The following is a 20,527-nucleotide window of genomic DNA, read 5'->3' on the forward strand; positions in this document are numbered from 1 at the left end:
TATTTCAACTTGCAGTGATGCTAACACTTATCAAAAATGGCATAAGTCTCTAACAGGAAGTAATAGAAATGATTCGAATAAATCGATGCAAAAAAAGAAGCACAAGACAAAAAGGAATGACATTGATCGAATTATTGATCGCTGTAGCGATTATTGGTGTTTTGAGCGCCATCGCCTACCCCAGCTATCAACAGCATGTGTTAAAAAGTCACCGCTCTGCTGTCATGTCCGATATGATGAAAATTCAGTTAGAGCTTGAGCAACATCGCACCCAAAATGGCAGTTACGATTACACTATTATCGATAATACCGCGGGGACATGTGACTCTAGCCTAGGCTGCCAAACCGACAGTGACCGTTATAAGTTTTCTATAACTTCCGGTGCCAGTGGCATTGATTATTATGTGATTAAAGCCACACCACAATCCGCCTTGGGACAAGATAAAGACAAATGCGGCACGCTAGAGATGAATGCAGGCTCTGTAGGGAGCGCTAAGAAAGGTGGCGTTAATGTAGATGGATGTTGGAATTGAGGAACGTTGCTCGAGTCTCGGACGCTGCGCTGCTCGTTTTTCGAAAAAGAATAAAAGCAACTCCTGAGAAATATTTCTGTAAATAGCTGGTCTTAGTATCTTCACGTTACTGAAAATCGCTCTTTACCGAGCAACGAGCAGTGAAACGCCCGAAAACCGAGACTCGTAAACCAACAAAGCCTCCACTATCACTAGCAGAGGCTTTGTTATTCATATCAAAGTTGACTATTAACTAGTCAAATCATCAAAGAATTTTTTCACGCCATTGAAGAAGCCGTCTGATTTCGGCTTATGCTTTTGGCTTGCTTCTTCGCCACCAAAAGACTCTTCAAGTTCGCGTAATAGTTCTTTTTGACGAGAGCTTAACTTCACTGGTGTTTCGACTACTAACTTACAAATTAAGTCACCCGTTGCGCCACTGCGTACTGATTTCACGCCTTTACCACGCATACGGAACATACGGCCAGTTTGCATCTCAGCAGGCACTTTAAGCTTAAAGCGACCATCTAGTGTTGGTACTTCTACTTCACCGCCCAATGCCGCTAAAGTAAAGCTTACTGGTACTTCACAATGTAAGTTATTGCCATCACGTTCAAAGATATGGTGGTCTTTTAAATGTACTTGTACGTATAGGTCACCAGCAGGAGCGCCACGTTCACCCGCTTCACCCTCACCATTTAGACGAATGCGATCGCCAGTATCAACACCAGCAGGGATCTTAACATTTAATGTCTTGCTCTTGTTCTTGCGGCCTTCACCATGACAAGCATCACAAGGATCCTTAATAATTTGACCACGGCCATTACAAGTAGGACAAGTTTGCTGCACTGCAAAAAATCCCTGACGCATTTGAACTTGACCATGACCATGACAAGTGCCACAGGTTTGGGAACTTGAACCCGCTTTAGCGCCACTACCGTCACATACTTCACATTCTGTTAGCGTTGAAATACTAATCTCTTTTTCACAACCGCGAACCGCTTCTTCAAGAGAAAGTTCCATGTTGTAGCGTAAATCTGCACCACGTTGGGCACGCTGTGGACCACCACGACGGCCACCACCAAAGATATCGCCGAAAACATCGCCAAACATATCTTCAAAGCCGCCGCCTCCACCGAAGCCACCACCGCCGCCCATTCCACCTTGTTCAAAGGCTGCATGACCATATTGATCGTAAGCTTGCTTTTTCTGTGGGTCGGTTAAAACTTCATACGCTTCTTTAACTTCTTTAAACTTGTCAGATGCATCCGCTTCTTGGTTGCGGTCTGGGTGATATTTCATCGCAAGACGTTTGTACGCCTTTTTAATATCGCGCTCTGATGCATCACGGCTGACACCTAATACTTCATAAAGATCACGTTTTGACATGCTCGGTTCACCAATTTTCTTTTACTAATAAGCATTGCTCATCAGTGTGTGTTTTAAACTATGAAAAGCTATATCTAGCTAGATAATCCGATATACCTTAAGCCTTTATCAATAACCGCTTAGGTAGAAGTGATTATCTAGCAGGACAATACCTCAATAAATTAACCAGTATCAGATGGAAAATTGCGGGCGTGAGAGACAAACTCTAAACGCCCGCAGTTTCATATCACTCACCCTCAATTAATTAAGGGTGACAGACTTAACAATAATCAATGTCGATTATTTTTTGTCTTCGTCTTTTACTTCTTCAAACTCAGCGTCAACAACGTCATCTTCAGGTTTAGCTTGCTCGCCACCTTCCGCTTGTTGTGCTTGAGCTTTCTGCTGAGCAATTTCCATCAGTTTTTGAGCCGCTGTTGCTAACTCTTGAACTTTAGTATCGATGGCTTCTTTATCATCGCCAGACTTCACTGATTCAAGTGCTGTAATCGCTGCTTCAATTTTCTCTTTCTCATCAGCTGGAAGTGCATCACCAGCTTCTTCGATTTGCTTACGAGTACCGTGGATCATTTGGTCAGCTTGGTTGCGAGTCGTTACTAACTCTTCGAACTTTTTATCCGCTTCTTTGTTCGCTTCAGCTTCTTGTACCATTTTCTCGATTTCTTCATCTGATAGACCACCAGACGCTTGGATCGTAATTTTTTGCTCTTTACCTGTCGCTTTATCTTTCGCAGAAACGTTCAAGATACCATCCGCATCTAGGTCAAACGTTACCTCGATTTGTGGCATGCCACGTGGCGCAGGGTTAATGCCTTCTAGGTTAAATTGACCTAGAGATTTGTTGTAAGTCGCTTGCTTACGTTCACCTTGTAGTACGTGAATCGTTACTGCGCTTTGATTGTCCTCTGCTGTTGAGAATACTTGATTCGCTTTTGTTGGAATCGTTGTATTTTTCTCAATTAGCTTAGTCATAACGCCACCCATCGTTTCGATACCAAAAGATAGAGGAGTTACGTCTAGTAGAAGAACGTCTTTCACGTCTCCCGCAAGAACACCACCTTGAACTGCTGCCCCGATTGCTACTGCTTCATCAGGGTTCACGTCTTTACGTGCTTCTTTACCAAAGAATTCAGCCACTTTTGCTTGAACCATTGGCATACGTGTTTGACCACCAACTAGGATAACGTCAGTTATTTCGCTTACTGATAGGTCAGCATCTGCTAGAGCAACTTTTAGCGGCTCAAGAGAACGTTGAACTAAATCTTCAACTAGCGATTCTAGTTTAGAACGAGTTACTTTTACGTTCATATGTTTAGGACCAGTTGCATCCGCTGTCACATATGGAAGATTTACGTCTGTTTGTTGCGCAGAAGATAGTTCAATCTTCGCTTTTTCAGCCGCTTCTTTCACACGTTGCATCGCAAGTGGATCGTTTTTCAGGTTAATGCCTTGCTCGTTTTGGAACTCAGATACTAAGTAGTTGATCAAACGAGTATCAAAGTCTTCACCACCTAGGTGAGTATCACCGTTAGTTGCTAATACTTCGAAAGTTTGCTCACCTTCGTGCTCATCAATTTCGATAATAGAAATATCGAATGTACCACCACCAAGGTCATAAACTGCGATAGTGCGATCGCCACCTTTCTTATCAAGACCGTAAGCAAGTGCAGCTGCTGTTGGTTCGTTGATAATACGCTTCACTTCAAGACCAGCGATACGGCCAGCATCTTTTGTTGCTTGACGTTGTGCATCGTTGAAGTAGGCCGGTACAGTAATAACCGCACCAGTTACCGCTTCACCTAAGTAGTCTTCAGCGGTTTTTTTCATTTTCTTCAAGATTTCAGCGGAAACTTGAGGAGCTGCCATTTTTTGGCCTTTCGCTTCAACCCAAGCATCACCGTTGTCAGCCTTAACAATGTTATAAGGCATAATTTCGATATCACGCTGAACTTCTTCGTCTTCAAAACGACGACCGATCAAACGTTTAATTGCGAACAATGTATTTTCAGGGTTAGTTACCGCTTGGCGTTTTGCAGGTTGACCTACTAATGTTTCGCCATCTGTGTAAGCGACTACTGATGCTGTTGTGCGTTCACCTTCAGCATTTTCAATTACGCGTGGTTTGTCGCCGTCTAATACCGCAACACATGAGTTAGTTGTACCTAAATCAATACCAATGATTTTACCCATTTGACATTCTCCAAAGAATTTCAGTTATTCAGTTTTTGCTATACCCAACTTTTGATAACAAATAGATGGGGGCTCAGAATTGGGATTCAACCCTGTAAGCTAATTTGTTTTGCATTTCGCATTACGTGTTTCTGTATGCACAATAGATAAGGGCGGCAAAATGCTTTTCAAGGGGGAAAATAAAAAAATGCCGAGTTTTTTATAACTCGACATTCCATTTTTAGTAAAACTTATGCTTTATGTTACTTGGCCACCATCACCATCGCAGGGCGAATTACTCGGCCATTTAATTCATAACCTTTTTGCATCACAATCATAACCGTATTCGATTCGTGATCTGGGCTTTCCTGCATACCAATGGCTTGGTGAAGTTCAGGGTTAAATGCTTCACCTTCTGGATTAATCTCGACTAACCCAAATTTTGCTACCGTATCAACAAAAGATTTATGCGTCATATCAACACCTTCCAGAATCGGCTTAACAACTTCATCCTCAGGGTTTGCCGCTTTTAGAGCACGCTCTAAGTTATCGATTACCGGCAATAATTCTTCAGCGAACTTATTCAATGCGTATTTACGAGCTTTATCAATTTCTTGCTCGCTACGACGGCGCATGTTTTCCACTTCTGCTTTCGCACGTAAAACTGAATCCTGCTGTTCTTTAATTTGAGCTTCCGCAGCATTTAACGCCGCTTCTAATTCAATAACACGAGAAGCTTCTTGCTCCACTTGTTCAATTTCTTCATTCCAATCGATATCGCCTTCACCACCAATGGTTTGAGCATCATCTGCATTGGCATCATCTTCAACAAGTTCTTGCTCAACTTGTAGATCTTCCGATTTTAGCTCTTCATCTTGCGGTTTGTTATGTTCTGTAGTCATGATATCTCCAAGAATATATTCAACACCATGCGCTTGTCCTAACGAAATAGGCACAAAATACTCGCATAGTCATTCCACTTGCCCTTATTATGGGGATGAAGATTTATGATTCAAGCGTAGAGTGCGTTTATCTTAATAAATACGCCTGATAAAATACCTTATCGCCCCTTTTTACAGTTGAGTTGAACCCTATGCAGAAGCCTTTTAACGTAATTGCCATTATTGGTAAGCCTCGCGACCATAAAGCTGTGCAAACGCATAAAGAGCTTTTCCATTGGCTGATAGAACAAAATTACACCGTATTAATAGATGATCGCTTGATTGATATATTAGATGACCTTCCAAAAGGTGTATTTTCTAGCTTACTTAGGATCGGTGAACAAGCGGATTTAGCGATTGTAGTTGGCGGTGATGGCAACATGCTAGGCGCGGCACGTATTTTATCTCGCTTTGACATCTCAGTTATTGGGGTAAACCGCGGTAGCCTAGGTTTCTTAACCGATCTAAACCCTGAAGATTTTCACCATGCACTACTCAAGGTACTAAAGGGTGAATACCTAGTTGAAGAACGCTTTTTATTAGAGACAGAAGTACATCGTAGTGGGCATATAAAAAGTCATAACTCTGCGTTAAATGAAGTGGTTTTGCACCCTGGTAAAGTCGCGCATATGATTGAATTTGAAGTTTATATTGATGACAGGTTTGCTTTTTCACAACGCTCCGATGGCTTAATCGTTTCAACGCCAACCGGCTCAACTGCTTATTCCTTGTCAGGCGGTGGTCCTATTTTATCACCCAGCTTAAATGCTATTTCACTCGTCCCAATGTTTCCGCACACACTATCAAGTCGACCTTTAGTTGTTGATGGCAATAGAAAAATAAAATTACTGGTATCTCCAGACAATAGAGGAACTCAAGAAGTCAGTTGTGACGGTCAAATATCACTTCCAGTATCACCTGGCGATGAAATTCAAATCTTCCAAAGTCCAAGTATTTTAAAGCTTATTCACCCTGAAGATTACAGCTACTACCATGTATTGCGTCATAAACTAGGTTGGTCGAGTAAACTGTTTTAACCGATATAAAACACGAAACACGAAACACGAAACATAATGATGCCTTGTCGATTTTATGATCAGCAAGGCACTTTTATTACAAACAATAAAAATCCACACAAAAAACTTTACTGTATAAAAAGCCAGTATATACTGTTTTTACATACAGTAATTTATTTTGTCTTTTTTCAAGGTGGATTTATGCTCTCCCATTTAAGTATTAATAATTTTGCAATTGTTAAGTCTTTACAACTAGAGCTTTTCAAAGGAATGACAACTATTACCGGTGAAACAGGTGCCGGTAAATCCATTGCAATTGATGCACTAAGCCTTTGTTTAGGTGGTCGTGCTGATAGCAATATGGTACGTCCTGGTGAAGAAAAAACCGATATCACCGCCTCTTTCATCCTGGATAACAACATTAATGCCACCCGATGGTTAGAAGACAATGAATTACTAGATGGTGAAGAATGCATAATTCGTCGCATCATCACGAATGAAGGTCGTTCGCGTGCGTTTATCAATGGTAATCCAGTACCTTTGTCACAATTAAAATCTCTAGGACAAAACTTAATCAATATTCATGGGCAGCACGCTCATCACCTATTGATGAAGCCTGAACACCAATTAACATTGTTAGATCAATACGCCGGCCACCAACAACTGATCCAAGCAAGTAAAAAGCATTATTCAGATTGGCGTCAACTACGCAACCAACTTAAGAACTTGCGAGCCAATAGCCAAGAAAATTTAGCTCAAAAGCAACTGCTTGAATATCAAGTAAAAGAGTTGGACGAGTTAGCATTATCAGAAAACGAGTTTGAAAAGCTCGAACAAGAACATAAAGTTCTTTCAAGTAGTGGACAGATTGCGGTTATTTGCCAACAAGCAATTAGTGAACTGTATGAAGGCGAAGAAGTGAATGCACTTAGCCTACTTCATTCTGTCAGTCATTCACTCTGCGAACTTGCAGAATTAGATCCATCATTGGCTCACCTGCCTAATCTATTATCGGAAGCCATGATCCAGCTAGAAGAAACTAACTCAGAATTAAGACACTACTCCGACAACATCGATGTCGATCCCGCACGAATAGCCGAAGTCGAAGAACGTTTCAGCAAAGTAATGACTACAGCACGCAAACATCACGTTCGTCCAGAAGAGTTATATCAATATCATCAAGAAGTAAAAGCGCAAATTGAAGCGCTCGACAGCTCAGATGAAAAATTCGAGCAATTAGAAAAAGATGTCGATGATAAATATCAAACCTTTTTAACTGCTGCAGAAAAGCTGAGTAAAAGCCGTAGCCGCTATGCCAAAGAGCTAAATAAACTGATCTCTCAAAGTATGCATGAGTTAAGCATGGAAAAAGCGCAATTCTGTATTGATGTGATTAAAGATGAAAAACATGCTGCTCCACTAGGTATAGATCAAATCAATTTCTTAGTTTCAACCAACCCTGGCCAGCCATTACAAGCGTTAGCCAAAGTCGCCTCTGGTGGTGAACTATCTCGAATTTCATTAGCGATTCAAGTTATTACGGCGCAAAAAGTTCAAACACCGAGCCTAATATTTGATGAAGTGGATGTTGGTATCAGTGGCCCAACGGCAAGTGTCGTCGGGAGAATGTTACGTAAACTAGGCGAATCTACTCAAGTACTTTGTGTCACTCACTTACCGCAAGTAGCTGGCAGCGGCCATCAACAATTATTTGTCGCGAAACAAGCAAAAGCAGGCAAAACGGAAACTCGAATCCATCAATTAGATGAAAATCAGCGCATTGATGAACTGGCTCGCTTACTTGGCGGTAGCACGATTACAGATTCAACCAAAGCGAATGCAAAAGAATTGTTAGTGGCGGCTTAGGTCTCGGGTCTCGGGTCTCGGGTCTCGGGTCTCGGGTCTCGGGTCTCGGGTCTCGGGAGATTGTTAGTTTACATTTAAACTTTGCAACTAAACTCTAAGTTTTCTGTCTTAATTTGCATGTTTAACACTACGGGCTTTTACTTCTTCGCTTGGCTTGTTTATTATCGAGCAAGATTTTTGCCTTTAACTCGAAGAAACCACTATGTATTTTAAAAAGTGGATACTCATTATCCCTTTCGCTTTAACGATCTTATCTGGCTGTAGCGTGCTTGAGCGCTTGGTTTATCGCATTGATATTGCTCAAGGTAACTACATAGAGCAACCAGATGTCGACAAACTTCGCATTGGCATGACCAAAGAACAAGTTCAATTTGTTCTAGGCTCTCCAATGTTAGTTGAAAATGGTTACCCTGATACTTGGTATTACATTTACCATTTCACTCACGGCCATGACGACTCTGTTCAGAAAAACTTTATTGTCAGGTTTGATCCTCAAACCCAAAGATTAACTGAGGCATCGGGTGATTTTGACTTAAGCCCAGACTTCAATACTCCGTTAAATTAATAACAAGTATACCAAGTGACTTGGGTATATATCATAAACGCAAAATGGCCTATCAAGTAGATATTAAGTCTCACTTGATAGGCCATTTTTTACCCCTCTAAAAACCCAATAGCCATCGCTTAAATTTAATCAATTAAGCTTTCTGCTTAGCTTGTTCCAATTTTGCTTGCTCTGCTCTCTTGCGGCGAATTTCTTTTGGATCTGCCAATAACGGTCGGTAAATCTCAATACGATCTTTATCGCGCACTGTCGAATCTAGTTTTACATTTCGACTAAATACACCAACTTTATTCTTTGCTAAATCTATCTCAGGGTAATTAGCCAAAACACCAGACTGTTCAATGATCTCTTGAACGGTTAAGTCTTCTGATACCGCAAGTTCAAACACTTTTTGCTCATGCGGCAGTGCATACACCACCTCAACATGGATCAGTGAATTAGCACTAGTTTGCTCTGTCATTGTTTGTCACCTGTATGGCTACTTGCCAATCAATTGTTGTACATTTGCTTTGCGCGTTGAGTAAAAGAGTTCACCATATTGTTAGTGAGTTCATTGAATACTTTACCAAACGCCATCTCCACGAGCTTATTACTGAACTCAAACTCTAAACAAAGCTCTACTTTACAAGCAAAGTCATCTAATGGAGTAAACATCCAAAATCCAGTTAAGGACTTGAAAGGGCCATCCACTAACTCCAAATTAATCCGACGGCCTGGATCCATTGTATTCGCAGTGGTAAAGGTTTTTTTAATCCCAGCTTTTGAGACATCAACCGAGGCAACCAAAGCGGTATCGGTAGAGTCAATCAGCTTAGAGCCTGAACATCCTGGTAAAAATTCAGGGTACTTTTCAACATCATTGACCAAATCATACATTTGCTGAGCACTAAACGAGACTAATGCTGAACGATTAACCTGAGGCATACTTCTTCCTAATTTGAGCCATGAAGCAAATTCTCGAAAATAAACAAAATATTACCAAGAATTAGAACAAAAGGATTCGCCAAAATAAAAGCAATCCGTATAATGAGGCCATTATGGCAAAGAAAAAATCAAAATCAAAAGCCGGTAGTAATACTATCGCTCTTAACAAGCAAGCTCGACACGAATATTTCGTCGATGATGAAATAGAAGTTGGTCTTGAGCTGCAAGGTTGGGAAGTCAAATCTTTACGTCAAGGTAAAGCCAATATCGCAGAAAGTTATGTCTTTCTTCGCGACGGTGAAGCATTCCTAAGTGGCGCGTCAATCATACCACTTCAACAAGCTTCTACGCACATTGTGGCTAACCCAACTCGTGTTCGTAAGCTATTACTTAACCGTCGTGAACTCGATAACCTATTTGGCCGCGTAAACCGCGAAGGCATGACCTTGATTGCCCTATCACTCTACTGGTCAAAGTCTTGGGTTAAGATGAAAATCGGGGTCGCGAAAGGTAAGAAACTTCACGACAAACGTGATGATAAAAAGAACCAAGATTGGCAGCGTGATAAAGCTCGAATTATGAAGAGCAGCTTACGCTAACATTCCGTTTTTAAGCAACAAATATCAAGTGAGTTAATGTTAACCACTTAAACGCAAGTCACTAGACTCTTAAAGGTTTTATGTTACTATGCGTTTAAAGTATCGTTTATCATAATATTTGGTAAAGATACAAAGCGTGAAAGCGCAGTTTGACATTTTGATGAGTAGTTCAAAATCAATCAAACAACCTTGGGGCTGATTCAGGATTCGACGGGAATTTGTAAGTCTGAGGTGCATGTCGTGGGGCGGTTGGCCACGTAAAAAGCCGCAAAAAAATAGTCGCAAACGACGAAAACTACGCACTAGCAGCTTAATAACCTGCTGAGAGCCTTTCTGCCCTAGCTTCCGTTTGTAAGACGGGGAATAACAGAGAGTCAAACCCAAACAAACTCGTGTGGCGTCTCCCGCCTGAGAGACAAAGCATTAAAATTAATTCAGGATAGCCATCAACTAGCGTGTCGGTTCGCAGGTCGGTGGTGAAATTAAAGATCGACTAAGCATGTAGTACCAATGATGGATGATTTTCGGACGCGGGTTCAAATCCCGCCAGCTCCACCAAACGTTTGGAAAGGGCGACAAGTCATTGATTTGTCGCCCTTTTTGTATCTTTAATACTTGGGTTTAGGCTGTTTGTACTAACGTTTGGTACTAAAACATGCGCTACCTACACATCTCAAAGTCAGGAACTTGGCAATTTCGCTACCAAGTCCCCCTCATCATCGTCACCTATTTGGTGATCGCCGAGAAATAAAACGCTCCCTTAAAACCTCAGATAAAGCCGAAGCAACTGTTATGGCTCTTGAGCTTGAAATTCAGATTCGCAAGACTATCTTGGCAGCAACATCACTTGAGAAACACCCTTCCACCTCTACCATTTCACAAGTAAAGACCCCCTCAACAAAAGAAGCCTCGTGATATGACGCGCTAGAACGCTTTTGTAAGTACAAAGCCGAGCACATCTCATCGAAAGCGGCAGCGATGTTAGAAGCCAAATGTAGGATTGTTCTTGATCTTATTGGCAGCCTCATTTGAGAGCAATTCGACGTTCTGATGCTGAAGCGGTGTCATCACTCCTACGTAACTACCCAACGAACCTAAAAAAACACAAACAATTTAATGGGCTATCAGGGCATGATGCGATCAAGCGAAACAACGAGTTAGGACTGCCGACTTTAAGCGATGAGTCAGTCAAGGACTACTGCCAGAAAATGTCTGGGTTCTTTGAATGGTGCCAATTAAATGAACTCACAGATATCAATCCATTCAAAGCCATCAGGTTCAAAAAAACTCGTCGAGATAGTGAAGCTAAAAACGCTTACACCCCAATTGAGCTAGAGAAAATTTTTGGTGCTATCGCTAGCACCAAACACCAGCACAGACACCCTTATTACTTTTGGCTCCCATTGTTGGGATATTTCACTGGGGCAAGACTAAACGAGCTTTGCCAGCTTTATAGAGCCGACATTTGTCAATTTGAGGGCATCTGGGTCATTCAAATCGATGACAGGTTTGAGGGACAGAAACTAAAAAATCAGACCAGCCGCCGCATAGTCCCAATCCACGATCAATTAATTGCTCATGGTTTCATTGAGTTTGTGCAATCAGTGCAGCATGAGCGAGTCTTTCCTGAACTAAAAAAGTCTAGGGATGGGTTTGGCTCCCCTGCATCAAAGTGGTTTGGGCGCTTAAAAAGCAAACTAGGGTTTGGTAGAGGGCATGATTTTCACTCATTCAGACATACTGTTGCCACTCAATTCAAGAAGCACCAGATTTCACATATCGTGGCTGGTGAATTACTCGGTCACGCTCAAAACAACATCACTCACGATCGATATGGTAAAGGGCTAGGGACCCATCAACTTAGGGAAGTTATTAACTTAATAGACCCTAACCCCACAAAAAATGCTCACATTATCAGGTCAAGATATTTACTCCACAAGAAAGTGATATAGTTCACAAAAAAACGGGCGTGAATTCACGCCCAGAAAACAAAAATTAATACCTTTAAAAACATACACTTAATATAAAAAACCAATGTTAACAAACAAAGGATATCACCTTGATTTGGATTTTCACAAATAAAAACAATAACTTAAAAACAGAAAGATAATGTTTTACGAACACATACTTTCCTCTTTACATTAATTGAAGGCCACAAAATTAAACAATAAACAGGATTATATATGGCATCTTCAAATGCAACTGCCTGCATTATTACAAATGAAGCAGTTCATCACTATAACAACATGACAGATACAGGCTCTAACCCTCTGCTGCTTGAACGCCCTGTACCCAAAAGTCAAAAAACCGTAGAGCCAAAAACATGCTTTGACATTCTCAATGAATATACTGAATACCGACTAAAGCTCGGAAAATCAAAGAAAAAAAATATTTGTCAGGATCATGACATTCTCCGAATGATTCTGAATTTTATGGACTTTTTGGATCTCAACGAACTCGACCGTAGTGGTGCCGAACAAATTGCCAAAGCATACTGTTATAGACCGAAGAATCCACAGAAGTATCCTGAGCTAGAAGGTTTACAAGGTTTTGACTTAATTGCAAAAAATGAATCACTTCCTCAAAAGAAAAAATACATTTCACTAGAAACCGCCAAAGGTCATATCCAAAAAATGTCTACCTTCATGGCTTGGGCTAAATCTCATGGTTATGTATCTGACAATGTTTTTTACAAACTACCTATGAAAAAGTCCACTCAGGTAAAGACGGTGTTTCCTTTTACAGAAGAGCACTTATTCAGTATTTTTTCTATGTCTGACTATGCTAAACATAAATACTTACACCCATTTTATTACTGGATTCCAATCCATGCGTAATCATTTACTCATAAAGATCCTCGCCACACATTTATGAGTAAAATTTTACTCATAACTTGAAAAAAAATGACTTTAAGAGTAAAGTTTTACTCATTGATAAGTAGAGGTGTTGTCGATGGAAGAACTAACCGTACAAGCTTTTATCAGAGGTGAATGGATAGATATTGGTATCATCTCATTCCCTAAAAGTAGCCAACATAATTTCCGAGTGACTGAACTCAACTACCTCAGCGACTATGCGCTAGAACATCACGATAAAGATGACTTTCACGCTGTTTCACTAAACCACCCTGTCTCATTCTTTTTTGATGACATGGGCAAACCTGGATGGTTAAAGTTTCTAGACGATATTATGCCTAGTGGCGCGAGTAGACGATACTGGGTCAAACACCTAGATATTGAAGACCTTAGTTCTGATGAACAAGACTATGTTTTGCTCAAGTTTGGCACAATGTCGCCTATTGGTAACTTAAGAATAAAAGACTCTCTTCCTGAGCGCTACGAAGTAGCAGACAACCTCTACTTCTCTGTTGATGATGTTAAAAATCGAGCAGGTGATTTCCTCGACTATGCACAGCAAAGAGGGGCAGCCGCAGGTGGTGCAACAGGGGCTGGAGGTGAAGCGCCAAAACTGATCCTCCGATGTGGTTTCGATCATGGATCTGGCAGCGAAAAAATATGGATTGACCCATACCAAGATGACAATAGCAACCACGACTTACATTACTTAGTAAAGTACCCTAGAGGCTCAAGAAGCACCATCGACTGTAATATTCTAAGAGCTGAGTTCTACTTCTACCACGAGCTAACTGAAATGGGAGTTGAAACGATCTCCACCGACGGTATGCGCTTGGAGGAAGGATTAAACTACCCTTCCTTGTGGCTTCCTCGATTTGATGTTCAAATTATTGAGCAACAAATAGAGAGATTTGGCATGGAATCTGTGTATTCCATTTTGAACAAAGGCGCTGGGGTCACTCTTGATCACGAAACAACAATCCGAACTCTCATAGAAAAAATTACTGAAAGCAATATGGTTAAACACCAAGGGTATAGGTTTGATACCCAAGCTTTCGTCATTGAATGGGTGAAGAGAGATCTACTCAACATCTTGTTTGGTAATAGTGATAACCATGGCAGAAACACTTCATTCTTAAAAGGTGATGGAGTCATAAAGCTTGCTCCCGTTTACGACTTCGCACCAATGAAAGCTGATCCTGAAGGCATTCCAAGAACAACAAAATGGAAAGCCCCACTAGAGGTTGGCGGAACTTACGACTTCGTAGGAATAGCGGACACCTTATCTGATCTCGTGCCAAAAGAAGTGTTATTACAAGAGCTAAAGGTTACTGCAAGTAAATGCATTGATTTAAAGCAGAGACTAGCATTACGAGGAGTACCAGAACAAATCTTAGAGATGCCAGCCGTTGGACTTAATCATATATCAGAAAAGCTCACTAAATGGGGGCTACTATGAATAAGCCAAGCAATAAAGAGTCCGTACAAGATACCGTTGCTCGTCTAAGAGCAAACCGAAATCAACATCAGCCCAAGACTGGGACGAACACAACTCATTCAACCAAAGAACGATCGCAACTTAATACTCCGACTAGATCGAAAACCTCAAAAAACGCCAAAGCAGTAAGTGCAGCAGAACGCAAAACCGAGGCAAACAAAATCATCAAACACTTATTGCTTGGAGAGCTAACACAAGGCCAAGCGTTGAAAAGTTTACGCATTAATATACTGGGACTCAAACAGGATGTGTTCGCAAGACTTGTCGATGTCTCAAGAAAAACACTCTCAGATATAGAGAATGATCGGGGCAGCTACAATACAGAGATTCTCAACAAGGTATTCAAACCATTTGGCTTAAAAGTCGGAATGCTACCGTCTTCTCCCGATGTGTTAAAATCGCTACTAATAGATGGTGAGGCTGGGTAAAATACTCAATATCAGCGCTATTGCTTTAGATTAAATTGCTATAAAAAGTTAGCATTTTTAAATGATTTAGTAATACATGGACGCGGGTTCAGTTCCTTTTGAAGCAGGAAATTGATGTAACATCCAATGCAACACCAAATTGGCAACATCGATATAAGTTACTGAATTCATGAGAAGTGAGAAACCATTTCAACTCCCGCCAGCTCCACCAATCGATTGGAAAGGCCGCTAAGTTTAAAGCTTAGCGGCCTTTTTGATTTTTGGAATTTAGAAAATAGAATCAAGTTCAGATGCTGGCGGGATTTGAACCACCGCCCGCTTTTCTTTTATTATTGCTCTGATTCACTCTTTCTCAATTCTCGAGTTTCTGCTTCCAACCTTGCAGCATCTATTTCATCTAAGATGGATTCTACATCAGCTAATTTGTCGGATTCGACAAACACCCCTGTCAATTTAGTCTCGGGAAATAACTCGCCCGCTTGATACAACTGCCACATTTCTTTGGCGTATTCAGTCTGCTCTAACTCTGGTACATATTGGCTGTAGTAGCTGCGCATGTTGTTTACATCACGGGCAAACATCCATTCCGCGTTATTATTGGCGGAGGCATTGACAGCCTGGGGTAAATCGATGATCACTGGCCCATATTCATCCACCAGCACATTAAATTCTGATAAATCTCCATGAATAATCCCTGCGCATAACATACGTTTGATGTACTCGATCATTTCATCATGATCTTCTAACGCTTGTTCAGCGGACATAGAAACATCATTCAAACGCGGCGCAACAAAGCCTTCTTCGTCGGTAATGAGCTCCATTAATAATACGCCATCCACTACCCCGTAAGGTTCTGGCACTCGCACTCCGGCGGATTTCAAGGCATAGAGCGCATCGACTTCGGCACTTTGCCAAACCGCTTCTTGTTCACCACGGCCAAATTTTGAGCCTTTTTCCATGGCGCGAGCACGGCGGCTGTTTTTTACTTTACGCCCTTCTCGATATTGTACCGCTTGCTTAAAGCTACGTTGATTGACTTCTTTATACACTTTAGCGCAACGAATTTCGTCACCACAACGGACGATATAGACTGACGCTTCTTTGCCACTCATAAGTTGGCTCACTACGTCATCAACGACGCCATCTTCAACCAAAGATTGCATTTGTTTAGGTATTTTCATTACTGAGGTGGGACTACTTATAGAAAAGGAAAGTATACGTCTAGCTTATCTCATTTATCGTTAATTAGATATTGTTGCTGTTATTAAACAATCTTCGTTTTTTTCAAAAACTCAATAGGATTAACCTATCAATACAATAAGAACAATCTATTTTTCAAAGCAATCAAACAATGTGAATATACTAACCGAAAGCAACACACTGATTAATTAAATTTAAATAATTATTAGATTGTACATAAAGGAAAGAAATTATGATCAATACACAAATCAAACCATTCAACGCAACAGCATTCAAAAACGGTGAATTTGTTGAGGTTTCAGAAAAAGACGTACTAGGTAAGTGGGCAGTATTTTTCTTCTACCCAGCAGACTTCACGTTTGTATGTCCAACAGAATTAGGCGACCTTGCTGATCATTACGAAGAGCTACAAAAACGTGGTGTAGAAGTTTACTCAGTATCAACTGACACTCATTTCACTCACAAAGCGTGGCACGATAGCTCTGACACTATCGGTAAAATTCAGTACTACATGCTAGGTGACCAAACAGGCAACATCACTAACAACTTCGGTGTTATGCGTGAAGGTCAAGGTCTTGCAGACCGTGCAACATTCTTAATCGACCCAGAAGGTACGATCCAAGCAATGGAAATCACAGCTGAAGGTATTGGTCGTGATGCAGAAGACCTACTTCGTAAAGTGAAAGCAGCACAATACGTTGCAGCGCACCCAGGTGAAGTATGCCCTGCAAAATGGAAAGAAGGCGAAGAAACACTAGCACCTTCACTTGACCTAGTAGGCAAAATTTAATTAGTCACTAGTCCTAATAAGCCGTTAATAACTCCCCATTATTGACGGCTAATTTGAGAGCTAGTTGATGGTATTACTTCTGACGACCTATACCGTTGGCTAGCTCTCACCCCTGTTTTTATTTTCGAAATTTAATTTATCCAGGGTAACCACTCTCATTTTAAAAGAACTCTCATTTTTAAAAGTAAGGTGTCATAACATGCTTGAACAAGCGATCAAACAACAATTAGAACAATATTTAGCCAATGTAAAACATGATATCCAATTAGTGGTTAGCCTAGATGAAAGCAAAGCCGCGCAGGATATTCTTGCTCTTGCCAATGAAATAGCTGAATTAAGCTCATTCATTACCGTGGTACGCGATGACGCAGCTAGCGACCGTAAGCCTGTCATGTCTGTGGTTAACCCAGAAAAAGGTACACAGTTACGTTTTGCTGGTCTACCAATGGGCCATGAGTTTACGTCATTAGTATTAGCTCTATTGCACTCTGGCGGCCACCCAATCAAGTTAGAAAGCGAAACGATAGAGCAAATTGGTCAACTAGGTAAAAAGCTTGATGTAGAAATATTTATTTCTCTGTCATGTCAAAACTGCCCAGATGTCGTGCAAGCGTTCAATATGATGTCAGCCATCAACCCTGATATCCGTACTACCATGATTGATGGCGCGCTCTTCCAAGATGAAGTGAAGAATCGAGATATCATGGCGGTACCAAGTGTATTTGTGAATGGTGAATTATTTGGCCAAGGCCGTATGACGCTAAATGAAATCCTTGGCAAACTTGACGATGGAGCAGCAGAAAAAGCCGCTGCAAGCTTAAACGAAAAATCTCCATACGATGTATTGGTAGTTGGTGGTGGCCCTGGTGGTAGTGCCGCTGCTCTATACGCCGCACGTAAAGGTATTCGCACTGGTGTTGTGGCTAAACGTTTTGGTGGACAAGTTATGGATACCATGGCGATTGAAAACTTCATCTCGGTAAAACGTACTGAAGGGCCGAAATTAGCGACTGATCTGGCTGAGCATCTAAAAGAATACGATGTTGATATCGTAACCGAACAACAAGCCGATAAAATCATGGGCGCGTCACATAATGAAGATGGCCTGATTCATGTTGCTCTTGAAAGCGGTGCGACATTAAAGAGTAAAAGTATCATCCTTAGCCCTGGGGCTCGCTGGCGTGAAATGAATGTTCCGGGTGAGCAGGAATACCGTAACAAAGGTGTCGCTTACTGCCCACACTGTGATGGCCCATTGTTTAAAGGCAAGAGAACTGCGGTTATCGGTGGCGGAAACTCAGGTATTGAAGCCGCGATTGATCTGGCAGGTATTGTTGAGCATGTAACTGTACTGGAGTTTGCTGATGGTCTACGCGCAGACCAAGTGCTCATTAACAAAGCGAACTCACTGCCTAACATCGACATTATTACCATGGCGGAAACCACAGAAGTCATTGGTGATGGTAAACGTGTTACAAGTCTAAAATACAAAGACCGCAACACCGATGAAATTAAAGAAATCGAACTAGCGGGTATTTTTGTTCAAATTGGCCTAGTACCGAATACTGAATGGTTAAAAGACAGCGAAGTGAAACTATCAGAGCGTGGTGAGATCATGGTAAATGATCGCGGTGAGACTAGCATGCCGGGTGTGTTTGCAGCAGGTGATGCAACAACCGTACCTTATAAGCAAATCATTATTGCAATGGGTGACGGCGCAAAAGCGAGCTTAAGCGCATTTGATTACCTGATTCGCCAAGATGGTTAATCTCGAATAACCCTAATCTTTAAGAGTCATAATAGTCTTTAAGAAATCATAGCCTCAAACAATCATAGTTTGATACCAAAACGAGCTCATCATGAGCTCGTTTTTTATTGAATATATATCTAGATAACTTAAGCACAAAACTACACTTCAGGTTGAAGTTTTTCTCGCTCTTCAGATAGTTTCTCCTTCTTCACTTCAGGAACCTGCCCTTCATTCACTGCTTCTTGATAACAACCGCTCATCTTAATAGCTAGATACATATCGGCGCGGATCCGAATACCATCTTCACCGACTTTAACTCCGGCTAAATCACACCATCGCTTTAAGCGTCTCTTATGACCAGCCAGTACCAATCGAATACCACGCTTTTTTAAGATCGCTTGAATATCATTAATCACCGACATAACAGTAAGATCCAAATGCGTGAAACTGGCCACCGCATCAATAATCACGTATTTGACATCGTTCGATCCAGCCTCCGCCACCTTATGTAATAAACGACGCTTAAAGTGTGCGGCATTAAAGTAGGTAAGAGGTGAATTAAAACGATAAATCACTAAGCCAGGAATTGCTTTAGCTTTACCTAAACTTCTTACTGTGCCTTTGGTATCGATACCCAGCACTTGATCAGTTGGGCGCATCACAATACGCAAGAACTGGAACAAACCGAGCAATACTGCCAAGGTGATGCCAGGAATAACACCAACCACCAACACAGCAATAAAAGTAATACAGGATAGATAAAAGGCGTCTTTATCACGTTTGCGCAACCCCAAAATCCCTTTTAAATCAATCAAAGAAATAGAAGCGACAATCAAAATGACACCAAGTGCTGCCACTGGAATAAATTGCAACGGCTGATAAGCCACTACCGCCACAATGGCAATAATAATCGCAGAAATTATCGAGACCAACTGAGTTTTACCGCCATTAGCATCATTGACGGCAGTCCTTGAACTAGTGCCACTCACCACAAAACCTTGAGAAAATGCTGAGGCAATATTAATCATACCAAGTGCGCGAAACTCTTTATCAGCATCAATATCATAACCATTCTTGGCGGCAAAACTGCGCGCAGTAATCATCATACTGACAAAACTCACCATAGCTAAATTGAGCGCTGGCATCACAAGTTCACGACTTAAACCAATATCAAACTCTGGTGCTTGAAAAACAGGTAGACCACCCTCGACTATCCCAACGATACTCACCCCAACCGATTGAAGATCACCTATCCAAACAAAAAGACTCGCGATAATAATAGCAAGCATTGCCGCAGGCCAAGCCGGGCGTAACTTCTTACAACAAATATAGACCCCAACCGTCACTGCACTGACCAACAGTGTTTGCCAATGGATATTCACTAATTGCGAAGGAGCCTCCCATATCTGCTCAATGAGGTATGGTTGGTTATAAGTAATACCAAAAACTTTAAAAAATTGACCAACTATAATAGTAATTGAGACACCATTTAATAAGCCTAATAAAATTGGGCCAGAGAGAAAATCAGCAAACACACCCAACTTAAACTTACTGGCAATTAAACACCACACGCCAGTCATGGCAGTCATGGTAATAACGAGTTGCCAATGTCTTACCGCATCGCCAGCAGCAAGTGGTGTTACAACCGCCGCAATTACCGCACAAGTTGCCGTATCTGGACCAACAATGAGTTGGCGTGAAGTTCCCATAAAAGCATATGCCAACATAGGCAACACACAAGAGTACAACCCGACAATCGCACTGACTCCAGTTAATTCGGCATAAGCAATAGCAACAGGTAAGGCAACTGCCACCACAGAAAGCGCAGCTCGAAGATCATCACCAAGCCAAGCTTTGTCATAGTTTTTTAATTGAGATAAGCCAGGAAGCCACTCTTCAATCCATGTAATTTTCAACTCTAGCCCCCCTTCTATAATTCATCTTCTAATCATATTAGAAAATAATGGTGTCATGGGAATATTTCTTTATAAAAATAAATCACTTAAGATTTAAAAAACCAACAGC

The 20,527-nt window shown here is 41.3% G+C and carries 19 protein-coding genes and 1 other RNA gene; 13 read left to right on the plus strand and 7 right to left on the minus strand.

Annotated elements, in window-relative coordinates:
* The first annotated feature begins 68 nt into the window (after positions 1 to 68).
* On the plus strand, positions 69 to 533 hold the full coding sequence (locus ACN0T8_RS04105; protein WP_417879364.1) for a type IV pilin protein: 465 nt from the start codon (positions 69 to 71) through the stop codon (positions 531 to 533).
* 228 nt (positions 534 to 761) lie between these two features.
* On the opposite strand, the gene dnaJ is transcribed toward ACN0T8_RS04105, so the two are convergent.
* The 3 genes from dnaJ to grpE form a co-directional block, all read right to left on the minus strand.
* On the minus strand, positions 762 to 1,901 hold the full coding sequence (gene dnaJ / locus ACN0T8_RS04110; RefSeq protein ID WP_417879365.1) for a molecular chaperone DnaJ: 1,140 nt from the start codon (positions 1,899 to 1,901) through the stop codon (positions 762 to 764).
* A gap of 279 nt (positions 1,902 to 2,180) precedes the next feature.
* A complete protein-coding gene (gene dnaK / locus ACN0T8_RS04115; protein ID WP_417879366.1) occupies positions 2,181 to 4,091 on the minus strand; it encodes a molecular chaperone DnaK in 1,911 nt (636 codons plus the stop codon).
* 242 nt (positions 4,092 to 4,333) lie between these two features.
* Positions 4,334 to 4,972, minus strand: a complete 639-nt coding sequence (grpE, locus tag ACN0T8_RS04120) for a nucleotide exchange factor GrpE (RefSeq protein ID WP_417879367.1) — start codon at positions 4,970 to 4,972, stop codon at positions 4,334 to 4,336.
* A 191-nt stretch (positions 4,973 to 5,163) separates the two neighbouring features.
* Here grpE and nadK point away from each other — a divergent pair, with 191 nt between their 5' ends.
* The 3 genes from nadK (at position 5,164) to bamE (ending at position 8,458) form a co-directional block, all read left to right on the plus strand.
* Positions 5,164 to 6,048, plus strand: coding sequence for an NAD(+) kinase (gene nadK / locus ACN0T8_RS04125; RefSeq protein ID WP_417879369.1), 885 nt, complete (start codon positions 5,164 to 5,166; stop codon positions 6,046 to 6,048).
* A 180-nt stretch (positions 6,049 to 6,228) separates the two neighbouring features.
* On the plus strand, positions 6,229 to 7,893 hold the full coding sequence (recN, locus tag ACN0T8_RS04130; RefSeq protein ID WP_417879370.1) for a DNA repair protein RecN: 1,665 nt from the start codon (positions 6,229 to 6,231) through the stop codon (positions 7,891 to 7,893).
* A 202-nt stretch (positions 7,894 to 8,095) separates the two neighbouring features.
* Positions 8,096 to 8,458, plus strand: a complete 363-nt coding sequence (gene bamE / locus ACN0T8_RS04135; protein ID WP_417879371.1) for an outer membrane protein assembly factor BamE — start codon at positions 8,096 to 8,098, stop codon at positions 8,456 to 8,458.
* Positions 8,459 to 8,591: 133 nt separating this feature from the next.
* Here bamE and ACN0T8_RS04140 read toward each other — a convergent pair whose 3' ends face one another.
* Positions 8,592 to 8,918 carry an RnfH family protein gene (locus tag ACN0T8_RS04140; RefSeq protein WP_417879372.1) on the minus strand — a complete coding sequence of 109 codons (327 nt, stop codon included), beginning with the start codon at positions 8,916 to 8,918 and terminating at the stop codon, positions 8,592 to 8,594.
* Between the two features lie 29 nt (positions 8,919 to 8,947).
* Positions 8,948 to 9,382, minus strand: a complete 435-nt coding sequence (locus ACN0T8_RS04145; protein WP_417879373.1) for an SRPBCC family protein — start codon at positions 9,380 to 9,382, stop codon at positions 8,948 to 8,950.
* 113 nt (positions 9,383 to 9,495) lie between these two features.
* On the opposite strand from ACN0T8_RS04145, the gene smpB reads away from it, so the two are divergent.
* The 7 genes from smpB (at position 9,496) to ACN0T8_RS04180 (ending at position 14,762) form a co-directional block, all read left to right on the plus strand.
* Positions 9,496 to 9,981, plus strand: a complete 486-nt coding sequence (gene smpB / locus ACN0T8_RS04150) for an SsrA-binding protein SmpB (RefSeq protein WP_027696831.1) — start codon at positions 9,496 to 9,498, stop codon at positions 9,979 to 9,981.
* Between the two features lie 191 nt (positions 9,982 to 10,172).
* Positions 10,173 to 10,539: a transfer-messenger RNA gene (gene ssrA, locus ACN0T8_RS04155) on the plus strand.
* 129 nt (positions 10,540 to 10,668) lie between these two features.
* Positions 10,669 to 10,896 carry a DUF6538 domain-containing protein gene (locus tag ACN0T8_RS04160; protein WP_417879374.1) on the plus strand — a complete coding sequence of 76 codons (228 nt, stop codon included), beginning with the start codon at positions 10,669 to 10,671 and terminating at the stop codon, positions 10,894 to 10,896.
* Between the two features lie 293 nt (positions 10,897 to 11,189).
* On the plus strand, positions 11,190 to 11,933 hold the full coding sequence (locus ACN0T8_RS04165; RefSeq protein WP_417879375.1) for a site-specific integrase: 744 nt from the start codon (positions 11,190 to 11,192) through the stop codon (positions 11,931 to 11,933).
* 231 nt (positions 11,934 to 12,164) lie between these two features.
* A complete protein-coding gene (locus tag ACN0T8_RS04170) occupies positions 12,165 to 12,818 on the plus strand; it encodes a hypothetical protein (RefSeq protein WP_417879376.1) in 654 nt (217 codons plus the stop codon).
* 115 nt (positions 12,819 to 12,933) lie between these two features.
* Positions 12,934 to 14,295, plus strand: a complete 1,362-nt coding sequence (locus ACN0T8_RS04175) for a type II toxin-antitoxin system HipA family toxin (RefSeq protein WP_417879377.1) — start codon at positions 12,934 to 12,936, stop codon at positions 14,293 to 14,295.
* Positions 14,280 to 14,762 (plus strand): helix-turn-helix transcriptional regulator, encoded by a 483-nt coding sequence (locus ACN0T8_RS04180; protein WP_045604471.1) that lies wholly within the window; start codon positions 14,280 to 14,282, stop codon positions 14,760 to 14,762. The genes ACN0T8_RS04175 and ACN0T8_RS04180 overlap by 16 nt, the downstream gene beginning before the upstream one ends.
* Before the next feature lie 329 nt (positions 14,763 to 15,091).
* On the opposite strand, the gene ACN0T8_RS04185 is transcribed toward ACN0T8_RS04180, so the two are convergent.
* Positions 15,092 to 15,943 carry a PA4780 family RIO1-like protein kinase gene (locus tag ACN0T8_RS04185; protein WP_417879378.1) on the minus strand — a complete coding sequence of 284 codons (852 nt, stop codon included), beginning with the start codon at positions 15,941 to 15,943 and terminating at the stop codon, positions 15,092 to 15,094.
* Positions 15,944 to 16,194: 251 nt separating this feature from the next.
* Between ACN0T8_RS04185 and ahpC the strand changes: the two genes are divergently transcribed.
* Complete coding sequence (gene ahpC, locus ACN0T8_RS04190) at positions 16,195 to 16,752, plus strand: alkyl hydroperoxide reductase subunit C (RefSeq protein ID WP_027696829.1); 558 nt, start codon at positions 16,195 to 16,197, stop codon at positions 16,750 to 16,752.
* A gap of 199 nt (positions 16,753 to 16,951) precedes the next feature.
* Positions 16,952 to 18,520, plus strand: a complete 1,569-nt coding sequence (gene ahpF, locus ACN0T8_RS04195; RefSeq protein WP_417879379.1) for an alkyl hydroperoxide reductase subunit F — start codon at positions 16,952 to 16,954, stop codon at positions 18,518 to 18,520.
* Positions 18,521 to 18,660: 140 nt separating this feature from the next.
* On the opposite strand, the gene ACN0T8_RS04200 is transcribed toward ahpF, so the two are convergent.
* A complete protein-coding gene (locus ACN0T8_RS04200) occupies positions 18,661 to 20,418 on the minus strand; it encodes a SulP family inorganic anion transporter (protein WP_417879380.1) in 1,758 nt (585 codons plus the stop codon).
* Positions 20,419 to 20,527: the final 109 nt, after the last annotated feature.

Origin of the sequence: Vibrio sp., assembly GCF_048266485.1 — a bacterium.
In the GTDB taxonomy this organism is placed as follows: Bacteria; Pseudomonadota; Gammaproteobacteria; order Enterobacterales; family Vibrionaceae; genus Vibrio.